Below are 18755 nucleotides of genomic sequence, written 5' to 3' on the forward strand. Positions count from 1 at the left end.
CTAGATCCGTTGGATCTGCAGACGGAGACGGTCGACGGCGCCCACGCCGTCGTTGGAGGGGCCGCGGATCGCGGCTGCTCCGGTGAGGGGGACGGCCGGGGCGGGGGCGAGAGCGGTGGGAAGACCGGCGAGCGAGGGCGGTCCTGGCAGCACGACGGCCGAGGAGTGGTCCGAGGTGCCGTGGCAGGAACTGCCCATGCCCCGGTTATCCGGTGCGTGCGCCATCACGAGCGACGCGGTGGTCTCCGGCGTCGGGGTCATGGCCCGGGCGGGAGCCGCGAGCCGGGCGTCGCCCGGCGGTGGGGCGGCCGCCGCGGTGCTCAGTGAGCAGCAGGACACCATCGCCAGGAGAACCACGACCCAGCCCACCGCGGAGGGCATGCGCGTGCCGCTCCGTCGCCGGTCCGTCCGCTCGCTCAGCCTGGTCATCGCCGCCATCGTAATGGTGTGTGAAGATTCAAGGAGTATGGGGTCACAGGTTCGCGGGATAGTGTGCCCCGGTGACAACGCAATCGAACGTATCTGCGGGCTGGTATCCGGACCCTCACGGCGCACCCCAGCTGCTGCGCTACTGGGACGGCTCCCGGTGGACCGAGCACACGAACCCGGCGCAGGGTCAGCAGGCCCCGGCGCAGGGTCAGGTGCAGCCGCAGGGTCAGGTGCAGCCGCAGGTTCCGCACCAGGCGCCCCAGCAGGCCGTGCAGCAGCAGCCGCAGCAGCCGCAGCAGCCCCAGCAGCCCCAGCAGGCGATGCAGTCTCAGCAGGCCATGCACCCCCAGCAGGGCGTCCCCGGTGCGGGCTCGCTCTTCAACCAGCAGGTCCTGGTCGTGAACCAGAAGGCCAAGCTGATCGAGGTCACGACCGAGTACAGCGTCTTCGACCAGCACGGCAACACCGTCGGTTCGGTCGTACAGGTCGGCCAGAGCGCGCTGCGCAAGGTGCTGCGGTTCGTCGCGAGCATCGACCAGTACCTGACGCACCGGCTGGAGATCCGCGACGCGTACGGTCAGCCGCAGCTGCTGCTGACGCGGCCGGCCAAGTTCATCAAGTCCCGGGTCGTCGTCCAGCGCCCGGACGGACAGCCGGTCGGTGAGATCGTCCAGCAGAACGCCATCGGCAAGATCAACTTCGCCATCATGGTCGACGGCCGGAAGATCGGCGCCATCAAGGCGGAGAACTGGCGCGCCTGGAACTTCGCGATCGTCGACCACAACGACGCCGAGATAGCCCGGATCACCAAGACCTGGGAAGGTCTCGCGAAGACCATGTTCACCACGGCCGACAACTACGTGCTCCAGATCCACTACCAGTTGCCCGAGCCGCTGCTGAGCCTCGTCGTCGCCACGGCCCTGACCGTCGACACCGCACTCAAGCAGGACGCCCGCGGTCTGGGCTGAGCCCTCCACGACGCGACGACGAGGTGCCCCCGCACGGATACGTACGGGGGCACCTTCGTACGCGCCCTTCGTACACTGAGCGCGCAGGAGATCCCCGGGAGCAGAGCGAAAGGACGGCGTCCGTGGCCGCGGTCGACTTGAGCACGCATCCGGGGCACCTGGCCAGACGTCTCCAGCAGGCCCACCACCTGCTGTGGAACACGATGGTCTCGGAGGAGATCACCTCGCCCCAGTTCGCCGTCCTGAACACCCTGGTCGCCGAACCCGGGCTCGACCAGCGGACCGTGGGGGAGCGGGTCGGGCTCGACCGCTCCACCATCGCCGAACTGGTCAGCCGGCTGCTGCGCAGGGAACTCCTGGACAAGGTGCGCGACTCGCAGGACGGCCGTCGTTTCCTCCTCCGTCTGACGGAGGAGGGCGCCCGCACCCACGCCGGGCTCACCCAGCGCGTCGACCGCATGAACCACGTCTTCCTCGGCCCGCTCTCCGACGAGGAGCAGCAGGTCTTCCTGGAACTGCTGCGCAGGGTGTCCGACGCGACGGAGAACCTGCGCGGCTGAGGCGTCCGGGTGCCTCAGTGCTCGTCGTACGACTTGTGGATGCCGAACGTGGCGCCCTGCGGGTCACGGAGGACCGCGACCCGGGGGCCGTCCGGGATGCTGGTGGGCGGCACTCGTCCATCGCCATCATGCCGCCGAAGTCGGCGCCGTCCACGCCCCAGTGGGTGTAGCACTCCGCGGCGTTGACGGTCCAGCCGAAGACCGCCGGGTAGAAGGTGAGGGCGTTCGCCGTGTCGCGGGTGGCGAGTTCGACCAGGCGGGTGGCCGGTCCGGCTGGTACACCGGGCTGAGCGCGGCCACCGCGGCGTCGCCGAGCCGCGCCATGGTGTAGCCGTCGGCCTCCGGGCGGGGATCGGTCTCGGACTGCCAGCCGAACAGTGACGTGTAGAACGACGTGGCGGCCGGGATGTCCGACGTGCTCAGTTCGACCCAGCAGGGGCCGCTGTCCAGCGGCTTCGAGTACTTCATTCCGCTCCCTCGGGTGATCATGCGGACGCCCATGCGCCCATGGGCGTCTTCTCGCACGCTATGACCGGCCGGGTCCGTCGGCCATCGGGCCACTCCAGGAGTAAATGTTTTACAGATGTAATACCTGCTAAGGTATTTAGGTGAGTGATACAGCTATTCGGTACCGGCGGCCCTCCGTCGGCAGCCTCCGGATCGTCGGGGCGCTGCGCCTCGCGCACCCCTCCGACACCTGGTTCAAGCCGGCGCTGAGCGTCGTCGTCGCCTCCGCCGTGCCCAACCTGCTGCTCTTCGCCGTGGACCGGCTCGACCTCGTGATGTACACGATGGCGGGCTCCCTCTGTGCCCTCTACGGCCACCACCTGCCGTACGCCCGCAGGGCCAGCACCGTCGCACGCGTGGTGCTCGGCATGCTCGCCGGTGTCGCGACCGCACTGGTCACCGCCTCGCTGACGGACTCGACCGCGCTGCTGATCGCCGTCGCCGCGCTACTGGCCGCCGCGCAGAAGGCGCTCTGCGACGCGACCCGTATCGGACCGCCCGGCCCGGTGATCTTCACCTTCGTCACCTCCGCCGCCCTGTTCACCCCGCAGGAACTCGGCCAGGTGCCCGGACACCTCGCGCTGACCCTCGCCGCGGGCACCGTCTCCTGGCTCGTCACCGTCGGCCCCGCCCTGTCGCGCAGGGAGGGCCCGGAACGCCGGGCCACCGCCCGCGCCCTCGACGCCGCAGCAGCCTGTGCCGCCGCCCCCTGCCACCGCACCCGGCACGCCGCGGCCGCCGCCGTGCACGGCGCCTGGCAGTCACTGCTCGCCACCGGCCGCCCCACCCCCGTACGCCGGGAACTGGAACGCCTCGTCATCCACGCCGAGGCCGCTCTCGCCGCGACGGCGGCCGACGTGAGCCCGGCTCGTGAGGCAGTCGTCCTCGACGGGCACCCCGCTTCCGAAACGGCACACCTCTCCGCCGACGGTGCCGGGCCGGCGGCCGCCCCGCCTGCCGCCTGTCCGGCACAACTGCGTGCCTGGGCCGCCGCGACACGAGCGCGCGGTCCCGTGCCCTCCCCACCACCGGCACCGGGCACCACCGCCGAGATCTTCGGCGTCGACGCCGAACGGGCCGCCCACCGCGAGCTCCGCGCCCGCAGCGCCGTCCTGCGCGCCCTCGCGCCCGGCTCCCCGCTGCTGCCCATCGCCGTCCGCACCCTCGTCGGCTGCGGCCTCGCCGGATACGTCTGCGCCGCCCTCGGTGTCGGCCGCCCGTACTGGGCGATCGTCACCGCCGCCTCCCTCTACCAGGCCAACGTCACCCTGTCGTGGAACCGGACCCTTCAGCGCACCCTGGGCAACCTCGTCGGCGTGCTGGTCTTCGCCGCCGTCCTCCCCGTCAGCCGGACCGGTCCGCTCGCCCTCATCGCCTGCTGCCTGTTCTTCAACTTCGCCGCCGAGGCCCTGATCACCCGCAACTACTGGCTCGGCTCGATCGCCGTCACCCCGATGGCCCTCCTGGTCCTGGAGTTCGGCGGTACCCACCCGGCAGGTGAACTCATCGGGGACAGGGTCGTCGACACCCTCGTCGGCGCGGTCGTCGGCTTCCTCGCCGCGACGGCCGTCACCAACCGGCGCGCGTCCGGGCACGTCGAGAAGACCCTGGCCGCCACCGACGCGGCCCGCGCCCACGCGGTACGGGTCATCGCCGACCCGGCGTCCGGCCCGGCCGCGCTCGACGGGGCGCGCCGTCGGCTCACCGGCTCCCTCGTCGAACTGCGCATGGCCACCGACGCCGCGGCCGGGGAATGGTGGCAGCGCGCCCTGCCCGAGGAACAGCTCATCGCGGCCGAGCAGGCCGGACACCGTACGCTCGCCGCAGCAGCACGAAGGCAGGGGCTGATCGCCCCGCGACCTCCTCGGAACGGAGCGGTGTGACCGACGACATCGTGGCCTCGGTCGTACGGCAGTGGAAGGCCGTGAATCCGGAGCTCGACACCGGCCCGATGGAGCTCATCGGCCGCATCAACCGCTGTGCCGCCCTCCTCCAGCAGGCGGAGGACGCCCCGCTGCGCTCGGCCGGACTGACGCGCGCCGAGTTCGACCTGCTCGGCGCGGTCCGCCGCACCGACCGCGAACTCACGCCCGGCGAGCTGGCCCGCGAGACGTTCTCGTCGGGCGCCGCCGTCACCAAACGGCTCCGCGCCCTCCAGGAGCGCGGCCTCGTCGACCGTCGCGGCGACGCCCGTGACCGCAGGGTCGCCCACGTCCGCCTCACCGAGGAGGGCCGTGCCCTGGTCGACCGGCTGCTGCCCGAACAGCTCGCGTACGAACGCGCCGTGCTCTCCGGTCTCGACGACGGGGCCCGCAGCCGGCTGAGCGCGCAGCTCAGCGAACTGCTGGTGCAGTTGGAGGGCCGCATCGGCGGCGCCCGCCGCTGACCCGGCCCCGCGGGATCAGGACGTGTCCGCCGACACCAGCAGCGAGGCCGAGCGCCGCAACTGGCGCGCGAACTCCGCCAGAGCCGTGTCGTCACCACGATCGGCCGGCGCCGACGCCATGAGGGCCAGCCGGTCACGGGGGCCCGCCCCGCCGAGCGGGACGGCCACGGCGTTCATGCCCCGCACCGACTCGCCGCGGCTGAACGCCTGACCGAGGTCGCGGACCTCCGCCAGCTCGTCCAGCAGCGCCGCACGTGAGGTGAGTGTGTGCGGGGTGGTGGCGGGCAGCGTCTCCTGCGGATACAGGACGCACACCTGATCGGCCGTCATCCGCGAGAGCAGCAGCTTGCCGCCCGAAGTCGCGTGAGCGGGGTGCGTACGCCACATCTCCAGCGCCACCCGTACCGGCTGGGACGACTCGCGGCCGTCGGTGACGATGACCCGGTCCCCGATCAGCGCGGCACTCTGCACGGTCTCGCCGGTACGCCGGGCCGCGTCCTCCAGTACGTCTCCGAGCCGCGCCCGCAGTCCCGCACCGAAGCCGGCGGGCCGGCCGAGCCGGATCAGCTCGGGCCCCGCCGAGTACCCCCGGCCGGAGGGGTCCCGCGTCGCGAAGCCGCGCCCCTCCAGGGTGAAGAGCACCCTGTGCGCGGTGGACCGGCCGACGGCCAGCAGCTCGGCGGCCTCGGAGACGGTGACCGTGTCGTGGGTGAGGAAAAGCCGCATCAGCCGGAGGCCGGTGTCCAGTGACTCGATGGTGCAGCCCCGCGTCGCCGCGATGGCTTCTTTTCGGTGAATCAGTCCTTCGGTCATGAATCTGCTCCTTTCGATCCGGTTCGATCACCTGTACCTCTGTCCCGTTGTGAGGGACGGAAGAATTCGCTCAGGAATCGAATAGGTCGTTTATATTCCCTCTTCGGTGTGAGCCCTTTCGGGGCACTCCCGACGAACCGTCAGGCCGAGTCGTGCGTGCGGTACTTCAGCATCCCGCACCCCGGGACGCCGTGGCGCCGGACTCGCGCACCATCGCCACCGATTACTCCCCGCGCACGCCCGGTGCCGTTGAGTGCAAAAACTGGTGAGTGTATTACCGCCGGAGTGCTCGCGCAGGGGGTTGGGTGAATATGCCGAAGCGGTGTTCTGATCTGGCTAAGCTCACGCGCATCGAAGTCGAGTTGATATGAATTCGAGCACTTGTTCACGACTGTCATCACAAGTGCGCAGATCTTCCGAATGCCCCCCGAATCAACCGCCAGAGGGTTTAGATGGTTCGTGTTGAATCACCGCCGATTGACCGAGAAATCCCCGTAGTCCGAGCTGTGTTGTTGCCCCTTGTGCTGATGGCCGGTGCCACTGCCGCCGGCGCGGCTCTGGTGACCGAGCCCGCGCGGATACCAGTCATCTGGTGCGGTGCGATCGCCACGTTCGTGGTCGCCGCGCTCACCGTCGTACTCAACCGGCGCCGCCGCGCCATGAGCGTCCAGCGTGCGCATTACGAACAGCGCATCGCCTACCTGGAGCACCGCATCGCCGCGCACGACGCGGAGACCGTGCGGATGACCAAGGAGCTGCTGCCGGCCGCGATCCGCCGGCTGCGTGCCAGCAACTCGCCCGAAGAGGTGATGCGCGACATCGTCGACGCGGACGCCTCGTACCGCAACCTTCCCGAGGCCCTGCGCGGCCTGGTCTTCCAGATCCTCGACATCATCGACAACGAAGAGGCGATGCGTGACTCCGCGCAGCGCGCGTTCGTCAGCGTCGCCCGTCGTGTGCAGGCCATCGTCCACCGGCAGGCCAGCGAGCTGCGGGAGATGGAGGACCACCACGGTCGCAACCCCGAGGTCTTCGACGACCTTCTCCGTATCGACCACGGCACCGCGCTGATCGGACGGCTCGCCGACTCCATCGCCGTGCTCGGCGGGGCCCGCCCCAGCCGTCAATGGCCCAAGCCCGTACCGCTGTTCAGCGTGCTGCGCGGTGCGATGTCCCGGATCCTCGAATACCAGCGCGTCGATCTGCACTCGATCGCCAAGGTCGCCATCGTCGGCACCTCGGTCGAACCCCTCATCCACGCCTGCGCCGAACTCCTGGACAACGCGACGCGCTACTCGCCGCCGCAGACCCGTGTGCACGTCACCGCGGTCGAGGTCCAGACCGGCATCGCCATCGAGATCGAGGACGGCGGCGTCAGCCTCAGCGAGGAGGCCCGCGCCCGGGCCGAGAACATGCTCGCCCAGGCACAGGCCGGCATCAACATGAACGACCTCGGAGAGTCCCCGCGCCTCGGCATGGCCGTCGTCGGACGGATTTCCCGGATGTACCAACTCCAGGTCTCCTTGCGGCAGTCCGCCTACGGCGGGGTGCGTGCCGTGGTCATCGTGCCGCGCGAAATGCTCACCACGGGACCCGCGCCAGGTATCGCCCACGGCATCGGCGCCACCTCGCGGCCCCAGAGCTCGCTCGACATGTCGCAGCTCCAGCACGTCGTCCCGCCGCCCGGCAAGCGCAAGCCCCGGCCCGTGTCCACGGAACTGCCTCCCTCGGTCGCCGCGGGCATGCCCGGATACACGGAGAAGCCGGCCACCCCGACGGGCCCGGTCCCGGCGTCCGCCCTGGAGGACGACGTCCCGGTGGTGACCGAATGGACCGCGGGCGGACTCCCGCAGCGCCGCAGCCGCGGCCGCGCCCCCCTCGGTTCGCACAACCTCCCGCAGCAGGCGGCACAACAGCCCGCCGTCCCTGCCGCGGGAGCGCAGAACGGGCACAACGGAGGGCGGGTCAACGGCGAACCGCCGCCGCCCGGGCTCTGGCTGGAGGCGTTCACCCAGGCCGTCAACGGTGTGCCCCAGGAACCGAAGAACGACGAGGACTCTGATGATGCGTGGGACAAGGGAGACCTGAAGTGATCCAGCAGCGCGGGAACATGGACTGGATGCTCAAGGAACTGGCCGACGACGTGCCGAGCATCCACCAGATCGTGGTGCTCTCCTCCGACGGCCTGCGCATCGCCCGGCACGGCGGCGACCCCGACGTCGCCGACCGTCTCGCGGCGGCCTGTGCCGGGCTGCAGAGCCTGGCGGCCGCCGTCGCCTCCGAAATCCCCTACAGCGACGGCCTGATGCGTCTGGTCGTCATCGAGGTCGACGGTGGCTTCTTCTATCTGATGGCCGCCGGAGCAGGCTCGTACCTCGCGGTTCTGGCCGATGAGACGGTCGACGCCGGACTGGTGGGAGCACGCATGCGCGACATGGTCGTCCGGATCGGTGCCCATCTCTCGAGCCCGCCCCGACACGACGGGCAGGCCGGATGAGTGCTCCCCGACGAGAACGCCGAAAGGCCGACCCGGCGCTGAGCGATCCGGAACGGCTGTACGTCATCACCGGCGATCCCGACGGCGAGCGTGCCGCGCTCGACCTCGTCACGATGGTTGTCTCCCAGGCGGAACCCTCGCCGACGGTCCAGCCGGAGCAGGCCGCGATCCTGCGGCTCTGCCGGGCGCCCTTGTCCGTCGCCGAGATCTCGGCCTATCTGAGCCTGCCCTTCAGCGTCGTGACCTCGCTCCTGACCGAACTGCTCGCGAGCGAACAGATCGAATCGCGTGCGCCCATCGTCCGCGCCACCCTCCCGGACCGATCCCTTCTCGAAGCGGTGATGCATGGACTTCAGAGGCTCTGACACGATCACTGGCCCCCGGAGCGAGGACGTCCTACCCACCACGGCCACAGCCGCGGTGAAGGTGGTGATCGTCGGCGGATTCGGGGTCGGTAAGACCACGATGGTCGGCTCGGTGAGCGAGATCCGGCCCCTGACGACCGAAGAGACCATGACCCAGGCCGGCGTCGGCGTGGACGACAACGCCGGGGTGGAGAGCAAGACCGCCACCACCGTCGCCATGGACTTCGGCCGGATCAGCCTCAGCGAGGAACTGATCCTCTACCTCTTCGGCACCCCGGGCCAGGAGCGCTTCTGGTTCCTGTGGAACGGGCTGTTCGAAGGAGCGCTCGGGGCGGTCGTCCTGATCGACACCCGGCGGCTGGAGGTCAGCTTCGATGTGATCGGCCGGCTGGAGGAGCGCGGCGTGCCGTTCGTCGTCGCCGTCAACACCTTCCCCGACGCGCCGCACCACCCGGTCCAGGCGCTGCGTACCGCACTCGACCTGCCCGACGAGGTCCCGATGATCGACTGCGATGCCCGGCTGCGGGTCTCCAGCCGTGACGTGCTGATGACCCTGATGCGGTATCTGCACAGCCTCGCCGTTCCCCTTGCCTGACGAAGGTGCGCGCTCGCGGCGCCCGCGCACGCCCCCGCGCGCACCTTCCGGCCGCGCGCGTCCCGCACGCGCGGCCGGACCCCGTACGCCTTCTCTTCCCGCGCGCGACCGTACCCCGTGCGCCTTTCGCCCGACACCGGGCGGCCCGACCCCTGGAGCGATTGTGACCACGCCCTTCCACCACGAACCCGGAACGGCCCCGGGGCCGGTGCCGCCCCCCGAGTGCCCCGCCCATGGCCTCGCCCCCGGCGGACTGCGCCGGTACTACGGCCCCGAGGCGGAGAACGACCCGGCGGGCCTCTACGACAAACTGCGTGCCGAGCACGGCCCGGTGGCACCCGTACTGCTGCACGGAGACGTGCCCGCCTGGCTGGTCCTGGGGCACAGCGAGAACCTGCACATGACCCGGACGCCCTCGCAGTTCTCCCGGGACTCGCGGCGCTGGCGGGCCCTCCAGGACGGCAGCGTCGCCCCCGACCACCCGCTCGCGCCGATCTTCACCTGGCAGCCGGTCTGCGTCTTCGCCGACGGCGCGAACCATGAGCGTCTGCGCGGCGCGGTCACCGACAGCATGGCGCGCATCGACACCCGCGGGGTACGCCGGCACGTCAACCGCTTCAGTAACCGGCTCGTCAACGACTTCTGCCTCAAGGGCACCGCCGACGTCGTCAGTCAGTTCGCCGAGCATCTGCCGATGATGGTGATGTGCGCGATCTTCGGCATGCCCGAGGAGTACGACGACCGCCTCGTGCAGGCAGCCCGGGACATGACCCGTGGCACCGAGACCGCCGTCGCGAGCAACGCCCATGTGGTCAGCGCACTCAGCCGGCTCGTCCAGCGCCGGCGCGCCGACCCCGCCCCCGACTTCGCGTCCTGGCTGCTGGAGCACCCCGCCTCGCTGACCGACGTCGAGGTCACGGAGCATCTCCGCCTGATCCTCATCGCCGCGTACGAGTCGACCGCCAACCTGATCGCCAACGTGCTGCGCATGGTCCTGACCGATCCCCGGTTCCGGGCCCGGCTCAGCGGCGGCCACATGACGGTCCCCGAAGCGGTGGAGCAGACCCTCTGGGACGAGCCGCCGTTCACCGCCGTGTTCGGCCGCTGGGCCGTGGGAGACACGGAGCTGGGCGGCCAGCAGATCAAGGCGGGCGACGCCCTGCTCGTCGGCATCGCGGCCGCCAACACCGACCCGCACGTACGGCCCGACCTCAGCGCCAACATGGAGGGCAACCGCGCCCACCTGGCCTTCAGTGGCGGCCCCCACGAGTGCCCGGGTCAGGACATCGGGCGGGCCATCGCGGACGTCGGGGTCGACGCGCTGCTGATGCGCCTGCCGGACATGGAGCTCGGCGTCGAGGAGAGCGAGCTGCGCTGGATCGGGAACATCATGTCCCGGCATCTGGTGGAACTGCCGGTGAAGTTCGCCCCGGGCCCGCAGCAGGAGATCGACGCCGACCCTCTGACGCTGATGAGCCGGCCCCCACGGCCGCGCAGCGACTGGGAGGTCTCGTCCCCGGCCCCGTCCACCTCCGCGCCGGCCCACGGCACGTCCGTTCCGCCGCCCGCCCACGCCCCAGGCACCTCCCCGCGGGAGCCGGGAGCGCCGGACGGGGCACCCGCGATTCCCGCGCAGCGCAGGGCGGGCGCACCGGCCCGGCTGTGGCAGGCCGTGTCGCGCTGGTGGAGCGGGTACTGACGCACCGTCGACGCCCGCGCGGGTCCTCGGTCCGCGCGGGCGGGGTCTTGGGTACACACGGGCCGCGGGAAGCGGACAATTAATTGCGGGGGGGGGTTGCCGGTGGCTCGGGGGTTGGGGGGCAACTGCCCCCCCCCCGCCCCCCGCGCGGGTCCTCGGTCCGCGCGGGCGTCGACTTCCGTACCATCGAGCAGCGTGAAGCTGACAATTCTTGGCGGTGGCGGATTCCGGGTGCCTCTGGTGTACGGGGCACTTCTCGGCGATCACGCCGAGGGCCGCGTGACGCACGTGACGCTGTACGACACGGACGCGGACCGGCTCGTTGCCGTCGCCCGCGTCCTGGGCGAGCAGGCCGGGGGAATCGCTGACGCTCCCGCCGTCGTCGCCACCACCGACCTGGACGAGGCGCTGCGCGGGGCGGACTTCGTCTTCTCCGCGATCCGCGTCGGTGGCCTGGAGGGCCGCGCGGCCGACGAGCGGGTGGCGCTCGACGAAGGCGTCCTGGGCCAGGAGACGGTCGGCGCGGGCGGTATCGCGTACGGACTGCGCACCGTGCCCGTCGCGGTGGAACTCGCCCGGCGCATCGCCCGGCTCGCTCCCGACGCCTGGGTCATCAACTTCACCAACCCGGCGGGACTGGTCACCGAAGCCATGTCCCGGCACCTCGGCGACCGGGTCATCGGGATCTGCGACTCGCCGGTGGGACTCGGCCGCCGTATCGCGAGAGTCCTCGGCGCCGATCCGGACCGGGCCCGGATCGACTACGTGGGTCTCAACCACCTCGGGTGGCTGCGCGGGCTGTACGTCGACGGCCGTGACGAACTCCCGCGCCTGCTCGCCGACCCGGAACTGCTCGGCTCCTTCGAGGAAGGCAGGCTCTTCGGCGCCGACTGGCTGCGCTCGCTTGGCGCGATCCCCAACGAATACCTGCACTACTACTACTTCAACCGGGAAGCGGTACGCGCTTACCAGCAGGCCGAGCAGACCCGCGGTGCGTTCCTCCGGGAGCAGCAGGAGGGCTTCTACGCGCGGATGAAGGACCCTGCCGCGCCACCGCTGACCACGTGGGACCGGACGCGCGCGGAGCGCGAGGCCACGTACATGGCGGAGAACCGCGACGTCGCCGGGGCCGGTGCACGTGAGGAGAGCGATCTGGAGTCCGGCGGGTACGAGCAGGTCGCCCTCGCCCTGATGCGGGCCGTCGCCCGCAACGAACGGACCTCCCTGATCCTGAACGTCCGCAATCGCACGACCCTGTCGGTGCTGGACGCGGACGCGGTGATCGAGGTGCCCTGTCTCGTCGACGCGAACGGGGCCCGCCCCGTCGCCGTCGACCCGCTGCCGTACCACGCGGTGGGCCTGGTCACGGCGGTCAAGGCCGTGGAGCGCGCCGTACTCGACGCGGCGGACACGGGCTCCCGAGCGGCAGCGGTACGGGCGTTCGCCCTGCACCCCCTGGTCGATTCGGTCACCGTCGCCCGCCGTCTGCTCGACGGGTACATGAAGGTCCACCCGGGTCTCGGCCATCTCGACAAGCCGTGAGGTCAGGGCGATTCCAGGGCCCGTAGTTCGCTGCTGACCAGCAGGTGCAGCTGGGCCTCCAGCCAGGCGGCGGAGCGGGCGTCGCCGTCCTGCCCGGCCCCGCCGGCCGCGCGCGGCAACGCCCGCACCAGCGTCGCCGCCCGGGCCAGGCCCGTCCGCGACAGCGCGGTCGCCGCGTCGTCGAGACGGGCCCGCGCCGGGTCCGTCAGATGCCGCAGCCCGCCGTGGGCGACGGAGGCGAGGGCGGCGATCGCCTCGTCCAGGGCGGCGGTCAGCGGATCGGGTGACTGCCGCACCACGGCCTCCAGCGCGGCCGATCCGTCACCGGGGGCGAGGTCGGGCACGGTCACTCCCGCCGGCGCCAGGACCGCGATCGGGTCGATCCGGACGGAGCCGCCCGACAGGTACACCGAACCGCTGAGGTGCGTGGCGCCGCTCTCCAGGGCGTCCGCCAGGGCGTCGAGGGCGCCGGGGCACTCCGGGCGGTAGCCGGACCGTACGCGTGCGTGGTTGCCGGCTTCGTCCCGTACGACCGCTTCCAGTTGCTGCTCGGCCGGGTCGTAGCCGACGTGCTCCACCTCCGAGAGCGCGATGACGCGCACGGTCTCCGCCTCGATCCTCGGACGGATCAGGCGCGGCGGCCGGCCCTCCCAACCGGCGGTGAGCGCGGCGAGGTCGCGTACGAGCAGAGGCTCGGGAAGCTCCGTCCAAGCCACACCGACCGGCGTGATGTTCGTGGCGCCGAGCCTGTTGCCCGCGATCGTCAGGACGCGGCCTGCCGTCCGCCGCGCGCTCTCGCTGACCAGGTTTCCTGTGGCCAGCTTGGCGAGCGTCGTCCCGAGGAGGCGGCGGCCTGCCAACTGGTGGCCCGTCGTCTCCGTCGCCTCCCGGCCCCGGCCCTCGGACGTGGCCCACTCCTTGCGGATTACGAGGACGGTGGCCGCTCCCGGGTGGGCGACGTACACCTCGGCGGCGGAGCCCGTGGGGGTGGTGCGGACGCGGCAGCCGAGCGAGGTGAGGCGGACCCGGCGCAGCGGTGTCGTCCCGGCCTCCTGCGTCCCCAGCACACCGGGCAGCGCGGCGGCCCGGCGCCGCGCGTGGATCTCCGTGAGCAGCGCGGCCACCAGCTCGGGTCGGTAGTGGGCGCCGCGCGTGCCGTACGCCGAGAGCTGGTCGGCCAGTTCACCGACCGCGCCGGCCGGCCAGTGCAGGGATTCCGCGCTCAGCGCCTCACCGGCGCGCGTGAGCGCGGCGGCCAGCACGGGACCGGAGTGGGCGACGCCCGAGAGGAGCAGTTCGTCGGCGAGACCGGCCACCGAGTCCAGCTGGTGCCAGGTGGTGGCCTCCGGGGCGGTCCGCCCGCCGACCTGGACGGTGACCTCGTGCGCCCCTTCCCCGTCGGCGGCCCGGAACGCCCAGACGGCCAGGGCCACCACTTCCCCGCGCCGGACGGTGGACGCGTCCGTCAGCGCGTACGCGATCTCGCCGGGGACCGGGAACCGCACCGTGCACGCGGGCAGTTCCACCCAGGGCTCGGGCCGTTCCGCGGTGGGGCGGTGGACGCGCGCACCGTATCCGCCGTCGAGGACGCGCCGTGCAGCGGCCAGCGCGGGCGCTCCGAAGGCGGCACGCAACTCGTCGTCGCCCACCGATCCGGGTGACCAGGCGGGGGCGGGCGGTGGAGCCGGGGTGGGGGAGCCGGCCGGGGCCTCGGGAGAGTCGGGCCCGGCGGCACCGGTCTCCGGTGCGGACACCGAGTCCGCACCGCCAGGGTCCGCGCTCTGGCAGGCGAGGACGAGGGCGACGAGGTGACGGCACACCCCGGACGCCGCGCAACTGCACGTGCCGTTGTCCAGGCCCGTGCCCGGCGGCAACGAGGTGGCCGATCCGTCCGCGTGGCGGGCGTGCACCGTGCCGTCGGGGCCGGTCGTCACGGTGGGGACCGTGCCCGCGGCCAGTTCCTTCGTGGCCCGCTTCACCAGACCGCGGTTGGTGAGGGCGGCCAGTGTGTCCGGCGTCAGGGCCAGCAGGCCGGCCCGGACCGCTGGCCCCTGCGTACGCGTCGCGTCCGTCGTCATCGGCCCAGCCTCTCCGCGACGAACTCGGCCAGCCGCGCCGGTGTCATCGCCCCCACGTGCGCCCCCGCATCGGCCAGCCGTCCGGCCAGCTCCCGGTCGTAGTCGGGATCGGCTTCCTCGTCGAGCGCCGCGAGCCCGAGGACCGTACTGCCCTGCTCCACCAGCGCGCGCACCGACCGCACCAGCCGGTAGGCGTCGCCTCCCTCGTAGAAGTCGGTGATCAGCACGACGATCGTGCGGCGCGGGTTCTCCACCAGGCCGGCCCCGTACGCCACGGCCCGCGCGATGTCCGTGCCTCCGCCGAGCTGGACCCGCATCAGGAGCTCGACCGGATCGGTCACGTCGGAGGTCAGGTCCACCACGTCGCTGTCGAAGGCGACGAGATGGGTCTTGAGGCCGGGCAGTCCCCACAGACAGGCGGCCGTGACCGCGGAGTGGATCACCGATCCGGCCATCGACCCCGACTGGTCGACCAGGAGAATCAGCTGCCACTGGGTCAGCTGCCGCTGCGTCCGCGAGTGGAAGTGAGCGCGCTCGATGAGAAGGCGCCGCTCCTGCGGCTGGTAGTGGGCGAGGTTGGCCCGCACCGTCTGCTTGAAGTCGAAGTCCCTGGCCAGCGGGACCCGGCTCGGCCGCCGGGACCGGGCGCCGTGGAACGACCGGCGGATCTCGGGCCGCAGGCGGGCCAGGAGATCCCTGACGACCGAATCGACGATCCGCCGGGCGAGCCGCAGCACCTGCGGGTTCATCAGATGCTTCGTACGCAGCACGGCGCGCAGCAGGGTCGCGCTCGGCTCGACCCGTTCCAGCACCGCCGGATCGGTGACGATCTCCTGGATGCCGTACCGCTCGACCGCGTCGCGCTCCAGGCGCTCGATGGTGTCCTTCGGGAACAGCTGGTGGATGTCGTCCAGCCAGTCGACGGCGGTCACCGGCGACGCCCCGTCACCGCCCTCGCGCGGGACACTCGAACCGGCACGCCTGACGCCTCGCCGGCCGAGGTCGGGGTCCCGGCCGTAGAGCCAGTCGAGCGCGGCGTCCTGTGCGGCGGCGCCCCGGCCCAGAGGCCCGGTATGCGACTCGGCGGGGGAGCCCAGGATCAGCCGCCAGCGCTCCAGCCCCGCGTCGGGAGCGTCCGGCGCTCCGGGCACGGGCTCGGAGACGGGCTCGGGTACGGCCTCGGGTGCGGTCATGAGGCGGCTCCCAGTCCGTAGCGGGCCAGCAGACGGGACACGTTCTCCTCCAGCGCGCCGGCGCGGGCGATCATCAGCGGGTCCCCGGTGGTACGCAACAGGGTGCGCGAGGAACCCCGCACACCGCGCCGCTCCAGCAGCAGCGCCGCGATCCGTTCGCGTTCGCGCGGGGGGAAATAGGCGAATGCCTGGCGCAGAGCGGGCAGCCCCGACAGGAACTCGCCGTCGGACAGGGCGCCGACGAGACCGTCCAGCACCTCGATCAGGGACTCCGCACCGCCGTGCTCCGCGCGCCCGGTCAGCTCCTCGCGGGCGAGCGCGAACAACCCGGCCAGCCAGTCACCGAGCGCGTCCGTGCCGGCCGCGGCGATCGTACGCACCACGGGCCCGGGGTCGCCCGGGGCACCGGGGGCCAGCGTGCGGTGCAGCCCGAACGCCGCGCCCCGCAGGTCGTGGGGGGCGGCCGTGTCACGGCTGATCCGCCCGGCCACATCGGCGGTGGTCCGGCGGGTCACCGACAGCAACTCGGGGGCGTGGAGCACCGCGTCGCGCACCGCGGTCACGGCCCGCAGCCGTGGGGTGTCCACTCCCGTACCGCCGCGTGCGCCTTCCAGGAGCCAGAGCAGCCGGGCCACCGCGCGGTCGATCACGGACGTGAGCAGCGAGCCTCCGGCCACTCCGTACACCCGGTCGTGCCGCCACAGTCCGAGCGCGGTGGCGAGCACGTCACCGAGCGGTCCTGGCGTCTTCAGCCCGTCCACCCTGCGGGCCAGCTGGTCGAGGAGGGGTTCGGAGACCTCTGCCACCCCGCACAGCACCGCGTCGAACAGGGTGCCCGCAAGGCGTCCGGCCGCCGCCCCCGTGTCGTGCGCCCGCTCGGTGAGGGCGGCTTCGGCGGCCTCGGCGAGGCTCGCCCCGTACGCGCCCGCCTCGACGAGCGCGGCCTCGCGGCCCGGGGCCGGCACGGCTTCCCACCGTTCGGTGAAGACCGGGTCGACGCCGTGTTCGGGGCCGGCGGTCCGGCTGCGGCCGGGGATGCCGAGCACCCGGAGCCGGTGGAGCACCCGGCTGCGCTCCAGATCCCCGGCCTCCGTGAGGTCGAGGCGGAACGCCGGCGCGTGGCCGTCGAGTCCGTGCCGTGCGAGCTGCGCCGCGACATCGTGCACCAACGGCGGCGCGGGCGTGTCCGGGTGCAGTCGCCCCGTCCGCTCACCGCTGCACGCCGCGACCATCTCGACGATCGCGGGATGGGTGCCCGCCGCGAGCGTGGCCCGCGTGGTCCACGGCAGCGGAGTGTCCAGATCATCCGTGACCAGGGCGCCCGCGAGGCCGTCCAGGACATCGATCCGCGCGGGGCCGGGATGGCCGCGCAGGGCGGTGAGCCCCTGGGCGAGACTCCTGGCCGCGATCAGATCGGCGGTGGAGACCGGGTATCGCTTGGCGCGCAGCCGCTCCACGACCCCGCGCAGCAGGTCCTCGGCGGCCGCTTCCGGTCCCGCGTCCCACACCTTCTGGTAGTAGCCGGGCGACGGCATGCCCGACTGGTAGCCGGCGAACGCGTCCAACTGGCGGAAGGAGTACGGCACGAGATAGCTCCCGGCCAGGGCGGCATCCGGCGGTGCGGGCACCTCCGGCCAGCCGTCCTCGCGCTGGGGCCACGGCTCGCCGTCGGCGTGCCCCTCCGCGCCCGGGTGCGCGGGGGCGGCGGCCAGTGCGCGCAGCGCGGGCTGGTGGAAGCCGCCCGTCACGACCAGGACCGGGCGTCCCCCCGCCTCCGCGGTGGCCGCCCGGACCCACGTCGCCATGTACGACTCGCGCGCCCGGTCCCGTGCGTCGGCTTCCGCGTCACCTCGTACCAGCGCGAAGTACGCGTCGAGGCGCTCGGACAGACCGTCGTCCGGTTCGACTTCGAACAGCCGGTCCCAGAGGGCGTCCGGGGAGTCCACCGCGAAGCTCTCGCACAGCCGCTCCGTCGCCTCCGCGTACCGGGCCTCCGCGTCGGCGTACCGGTTCGTGCGCTCCGCGAACGCCGGGTGCCAGGCCGGCAGGTCGATGAAGCGGACCTCGGACCCGGCCGCGCGGCCGGCGCGCAGGGCGACCCACTCGGGGGAGTAGTCGCACAGGGGCGCCCAGGAGGTGGCGGCCCGCTGTCCGTCCCGGTAGTGGCTGAACACGGCGACCGGCAGCTCGTGTCCGAGCAGCAGCTCGTCGAGCCGGCCGTTCATCTCGGCCGGGCCCTCCACCAGCACATGGGCGGGCCGCAGCTCGGCGATGGTCCGTTCGACGAGCCGTGCGCAGGCGGGGGAGTGGTGACGTACCCCCAGGAACACCGTGGACATCAGTCCGCCAGCAGATGGCGTGCGTCGTACAGGGCCTGCCAGGCCGGGCCGCGGCGGCGCGGTACCTGCTGTTCGAGATAGCGGCGCAGACGGGCCAGGTCCTCCGGACTGTCCTTGGCCGCCGTACCCGCCAGACAGGCCACCACGTCGGCGGCACTGCCCGGCTCCCCCCGCAGGAACCAGCCCCGTACGCCGACGGCATGGGCGACGGAGACCGCCTCCGCGGTGCTCATCACCGCCGACGGCCGTCCCTGTGCCCCGTCCTTCGCGCCCGCGCCCGCGCGCAGCTCACGGAACGTGCCGACCAGCACCTCCAGCACGTCCCGGTCCGGCGGCGGTTCCACACCGGAACGCTCCAGCAGCGTCGTCACCTCCGCCTCGACGAGCGCCAGCTCCGTGTCCAGGTCCGGGATCGGGAACACGGTCTCGAAGTTGAAGCGGCGCTTGAGGGCAGCGCTCATCTCGTTGACGCCCCGGTCACGGGTGTTGGCGGTCGCGATGACGTTGAATCCCTGCCGGGCGAAGACCATGCCGTCGGGACCGGCCAGTTCGGGGATGGCCACGACCCGCTCGGACAGCAGCGAGAGGAGCGAGTCCTGCACCTCCAGGGGGCAGCGCGTGATCTCCTCGAACCGCACGATGCGGCCCTCCGCCATACCGCGCAGCATGGGTGCGGGGACCAGGGAGCGGGTGGACGGTCCTTCGGCGACCAGCAGCGCGTAGTTCCAGCCGTACTTGATGTGGTCCTCGGTGGTCGCCGCGCCGCCCTGCACGGTCAGGGTGT

General features: G+C 72.2%; 16 protein-coding genes and 1 pseudogene. 10 read left to right on the forward strand and 7 right to left on the reverse strand.

The genetic code is table 11. From position 1 onward, the window contains the following. Window positions 1-429, reverse strand: coding sequence for a hypothetical protein (locus ACFWSK_RS24195; RefSeq protein ID WP_383789829.1), 429 nt, complete (start codon window positions 427-429; stop codon window positions 1-3). Window positions 430-500: 71 nt separating this feature from the next. Between ACFWSK_RS24195 and ACFWSK_RS24200 the strand changes: the two genes are divergently transcribed. After that, on the forward strand, window positions 501-1397 hold the full coding sequence (locus ACFWSK_RS24200) for a phospholipid scramblase-related protein (RefSeq protein WP_383789831.1): 897 nt from the start codon (window positions 501-503) through the stop codon (window positions 1395-1397). A gap of 122 nt (window positions 1398-1519) precedes the next feature. Next, the gene (locus ACFWSK_RS24205) at window positions 1520-1957 is read left to right on the forward strand and encodes a MarR family winged helix-turn-helix transcriptional regulator (RefSeq protein ID WP_383789833.1); all 438 of its coding nucleotides are present in this window, start codon (window positions 1520-1522) and stop codon (window positions 1955-1957) included. Window positions 1958-1971: 14 nt separating this feature from the next. Here the strand turns inward: ACFWSK_RS24205 and ACFWSK_RS24210 are convergent. After that, window positions 1972-2425, reverse strand: a pseudogene (locus ACFWSK_RS24210) (hypothetical protein). Window positions 2426-2565: 140 nt separating this feature from the next. Between ACFWSK_RS24210 and ACFWSK_RS24215 the strand changes: the two are divergent. Both ACFWSK_RS24215 and ACFWSK_RS24220 read left to right on the forward strand, forming a co-directional pair. Further along, a complete protein-coding gene (locus ACFWSK_RS24215) occupies window positions 2566-4347 on the forward strand; it encodes an FUSC family protein (protein ID WP_383789836.1) in 1782 nt (593 codons plus the stop codon). Next, entirely contained in the window at window positions 4344-4850 is a 507-nt protein-coding gene (locus tag ACFWSK_RS24220; protein ID WP_383789839.1) for a MarR family winged helix-turn-helix transcriptional regulator, read from the forward strand. Before ACFWSK_RS24215 ends, ACFWSK_RS24220 begins: the two co-directional genes overlap by 4 nt. Window positions 4851-4865: 15 nt before the next feature. Here the strand turns inward: ACFWSK_RS24220 and ACFWSK_RS24225 are convergent, their stop codons facing one another. Further along, window positions 4866-5663 carry an IclR family transcriptional regulator gene (locus tag ACFWSK_RS24225; RefSeq protein WP_383789841.1) on the reverse strand — a complete coding sequence of 266 codons (798 nt, stop codon included), beginning with the start codon at window positions 5661-5663 and terminating at the stop codon, window positions 4866-4868. Between the two features lie 452 nt (window positions 5664-6115). Between ACFWSK_RS24225 and ACFWSK_RS24230 the strand changes: the two genes are divergently transcribed. From ACFWSK_RS24230 to ACFWSK_RS24255, 6 genes are all read left to right on the forward strand, one after another. Then, on the forward strand, window positions 6116-7756 hold the full coding sequence (locus tag ACFWSK_RS24230) for a sensor histidine kinase (RefSeq protein WP_383789844.1): 1641 nt from the start codon (window positions 6116-6118) through the stop codon (window positions 7754-7756). Continuing rightward, window positions 7753-8160 carry a roadblock/LC7 domain-containing protein gene (locus tag ACFWSK_RS24235; RefSeq protein ID WP_328906935.1) on the forward strand — a complete coding sequence of 136 codons (408 nt, stop codon included), beginning with the start codon at window positions 7753-7755 and terminating at the stop codon, window positions 8158-8160. The genes ACFWSK_RS24230 and ACFWSK_RS24235 overlap by 4 nt, the downstream gene beginning before the upstream one ends. Further along, window positions 8157-8525, forward strand: coding sequence for a DUF742 domain-containing protein (locus ACFWSK_RS24240; protein ID WP_383789847.1), 369 nt, complete (start codon window positions 8157-8159; stop codon window positions 8523-8525). Before ACFWSK_RS24235 ends, ACFWSK_RS24240 begins: the two co-directional genes overlap by 4 nt. Then, window positions 8506-9120, forward strand: a complete 615-nt coding sequence (locus ACFWSK_RS24245; protein WP_383789850.1) for an ATP/GTP-binding protein — start codon at window positions 8506-8508, stop codon at window positions 9118-9120. The genes ACFWSK_RS24240 and ACFWSK_RS24245 overlap by 20 nt, the downstream gene beginning before the upstream one ends. Before the next feature lie 163 nt (window positions 9121-9283). Next, entirely contained in the window at window positions 9284-10819 is a 1536-nt protein-coding gene (locus ACFWSK_RS24250; RefSeq protein WP_383789853.1) for a cytochrome P450, read from the forward strand. 195 nt (window positions 10820-11014) lie between these two features. Further along, on the forward strand, window positions 11015-12361 hold the full coding sequence (locus ACFWSK_RS24255) for a 6-phospho-beta-glucosidase (RefSeq protein ID WP_383789855.1): 1347 nt from the start codon (window positions 11015-11017) through the stop codon (window positions 12359-12361). 2 nt (window positions 12362-12363) lie between these two features. Here the strand turns inward: ACFWSK_RS24255 and ACFWSK_RS24260 are convergent, their stop codons facing one another. From ACFWSK_RS24260 to ACFWSK_RS24275, 4 genes are all read right to left on the reverse strand, one after another. After that, window positions 12364-14439, reverse strand: coding sequence for a hypothetical protein (locus tag ACFWSK_RS24260; RefSeq protein WP_383789858.1), 2076 nt, complete (start codon window positions 14437-14439; stop codon window positions 12364-12366). Then, window positions 14436-15632, reverse strand: coding sequence for a VWA domain-containing protein (locus ACFWSK_RS24265; RefSeq protein ID WP_383789860.1), 1197 nt, complete (start codon window positions 15630-15632; stop codon window positions 14436-14438). Before ACFWSK_RS24265 ends, ACFWSK_RS24260 begins: the two co-directional genes overlap by 4 nt. Next, window positions 15629-17971 carry a DUF5682 family protein gene (locus tag ACFWSK_RS24270; protein ID WP_383789863.1) on the reverse strand — a complete coding sequence of 781 codons (2343 nt, stop codon included), beginning with the start codon at window positions 17969-17971 and terminating at the stop codon, window positions 15629-15631. The genes ACFWSK_RS24265 and ACFWSK_RS24270 overlap by 4 nt, the downstream gene beginning before the upstream one ends. Next, a partial coding sequence (locus ACFWSK_RS24275; protein WP_383789865.1) for an AAA family ATPase occupies window positions 17971-18755 on the reverse strand: 785 nt, incomplete at its 5' end. The genes ACFWSK_RS24275 and ACFWSK_RS24270, both read right to left, overlap by 1 nt.

It is taken from the genome of Streptomyces sp. NPDC058620 (assembly GCF_042717135.1).
Classification (GTDB): domain Bacteria; phylum Actinomycetota; class Actinomycetes; order Streptomycetales; family Streptomycetaceae; genus Streptomyces.

Bases quoted from the DNA above. Each gene is read 5' to 3' on its own strand.
- ACFWSK_RS24195 (WP_383789829.1), bottom strand. From the start codon at position 429: ATGACCAGGCTGAGCGAGCGGACGGACCGGCGACGGAGCGGCACGCGC.
- ACFWSK_RS24245 (WP_383789850.1), top strand. From the start codon at position 8,506: ATGGACTTCAGAGGCTCTGACACGATCACTGGCCCCCGGAGCGAGGAC.
- ACFWSK_RS24230 (WP_383789844.1), top strand. From the start codon at position 6,116: ATGGTTCGTGTTGAATCACCGCCGATTGACCGAGAAATCCCCGTAGTC.
- ACFWSK_RS24265 (WP_383789860.1), bottom strand. From the start codon at position 15,632: ATGACCGCACCCGAGGCCGTACCCGAGCCCGTCTCCGAGCCCGTGCCC.
- ACFWSK_RS24270 (WP_383789863.1), bottom strand. From the start codon at position 17,971: ATGTCCACGGTGTTCCTGGGGGTACGTCACCACTCCCCCGCCTGCGCA.
- ACFWSK_RS24260 (WP_383789858.1), bottom strand. From the start codon at position 14,439: ATGACGACGGACGCGACGCGTACGCAGGGGCCAGCGGTCCGGGCCGGC.
- ACFWSK_RS24225 (WP_383789841.1), bottom strand. From the start codon at position 5,663: ATGACCGAAGGACTGATTCACCGAAAAGAAGCCATCGCGGCGACGCGG.
- ACFWSK_RS24240 (WP_383789847.1), top strand. From the start codon at position 8,157: ATGAGTGCTCCCCGACGAGAACGCCGAAAGGCCGACCCGGCGCTGAGC.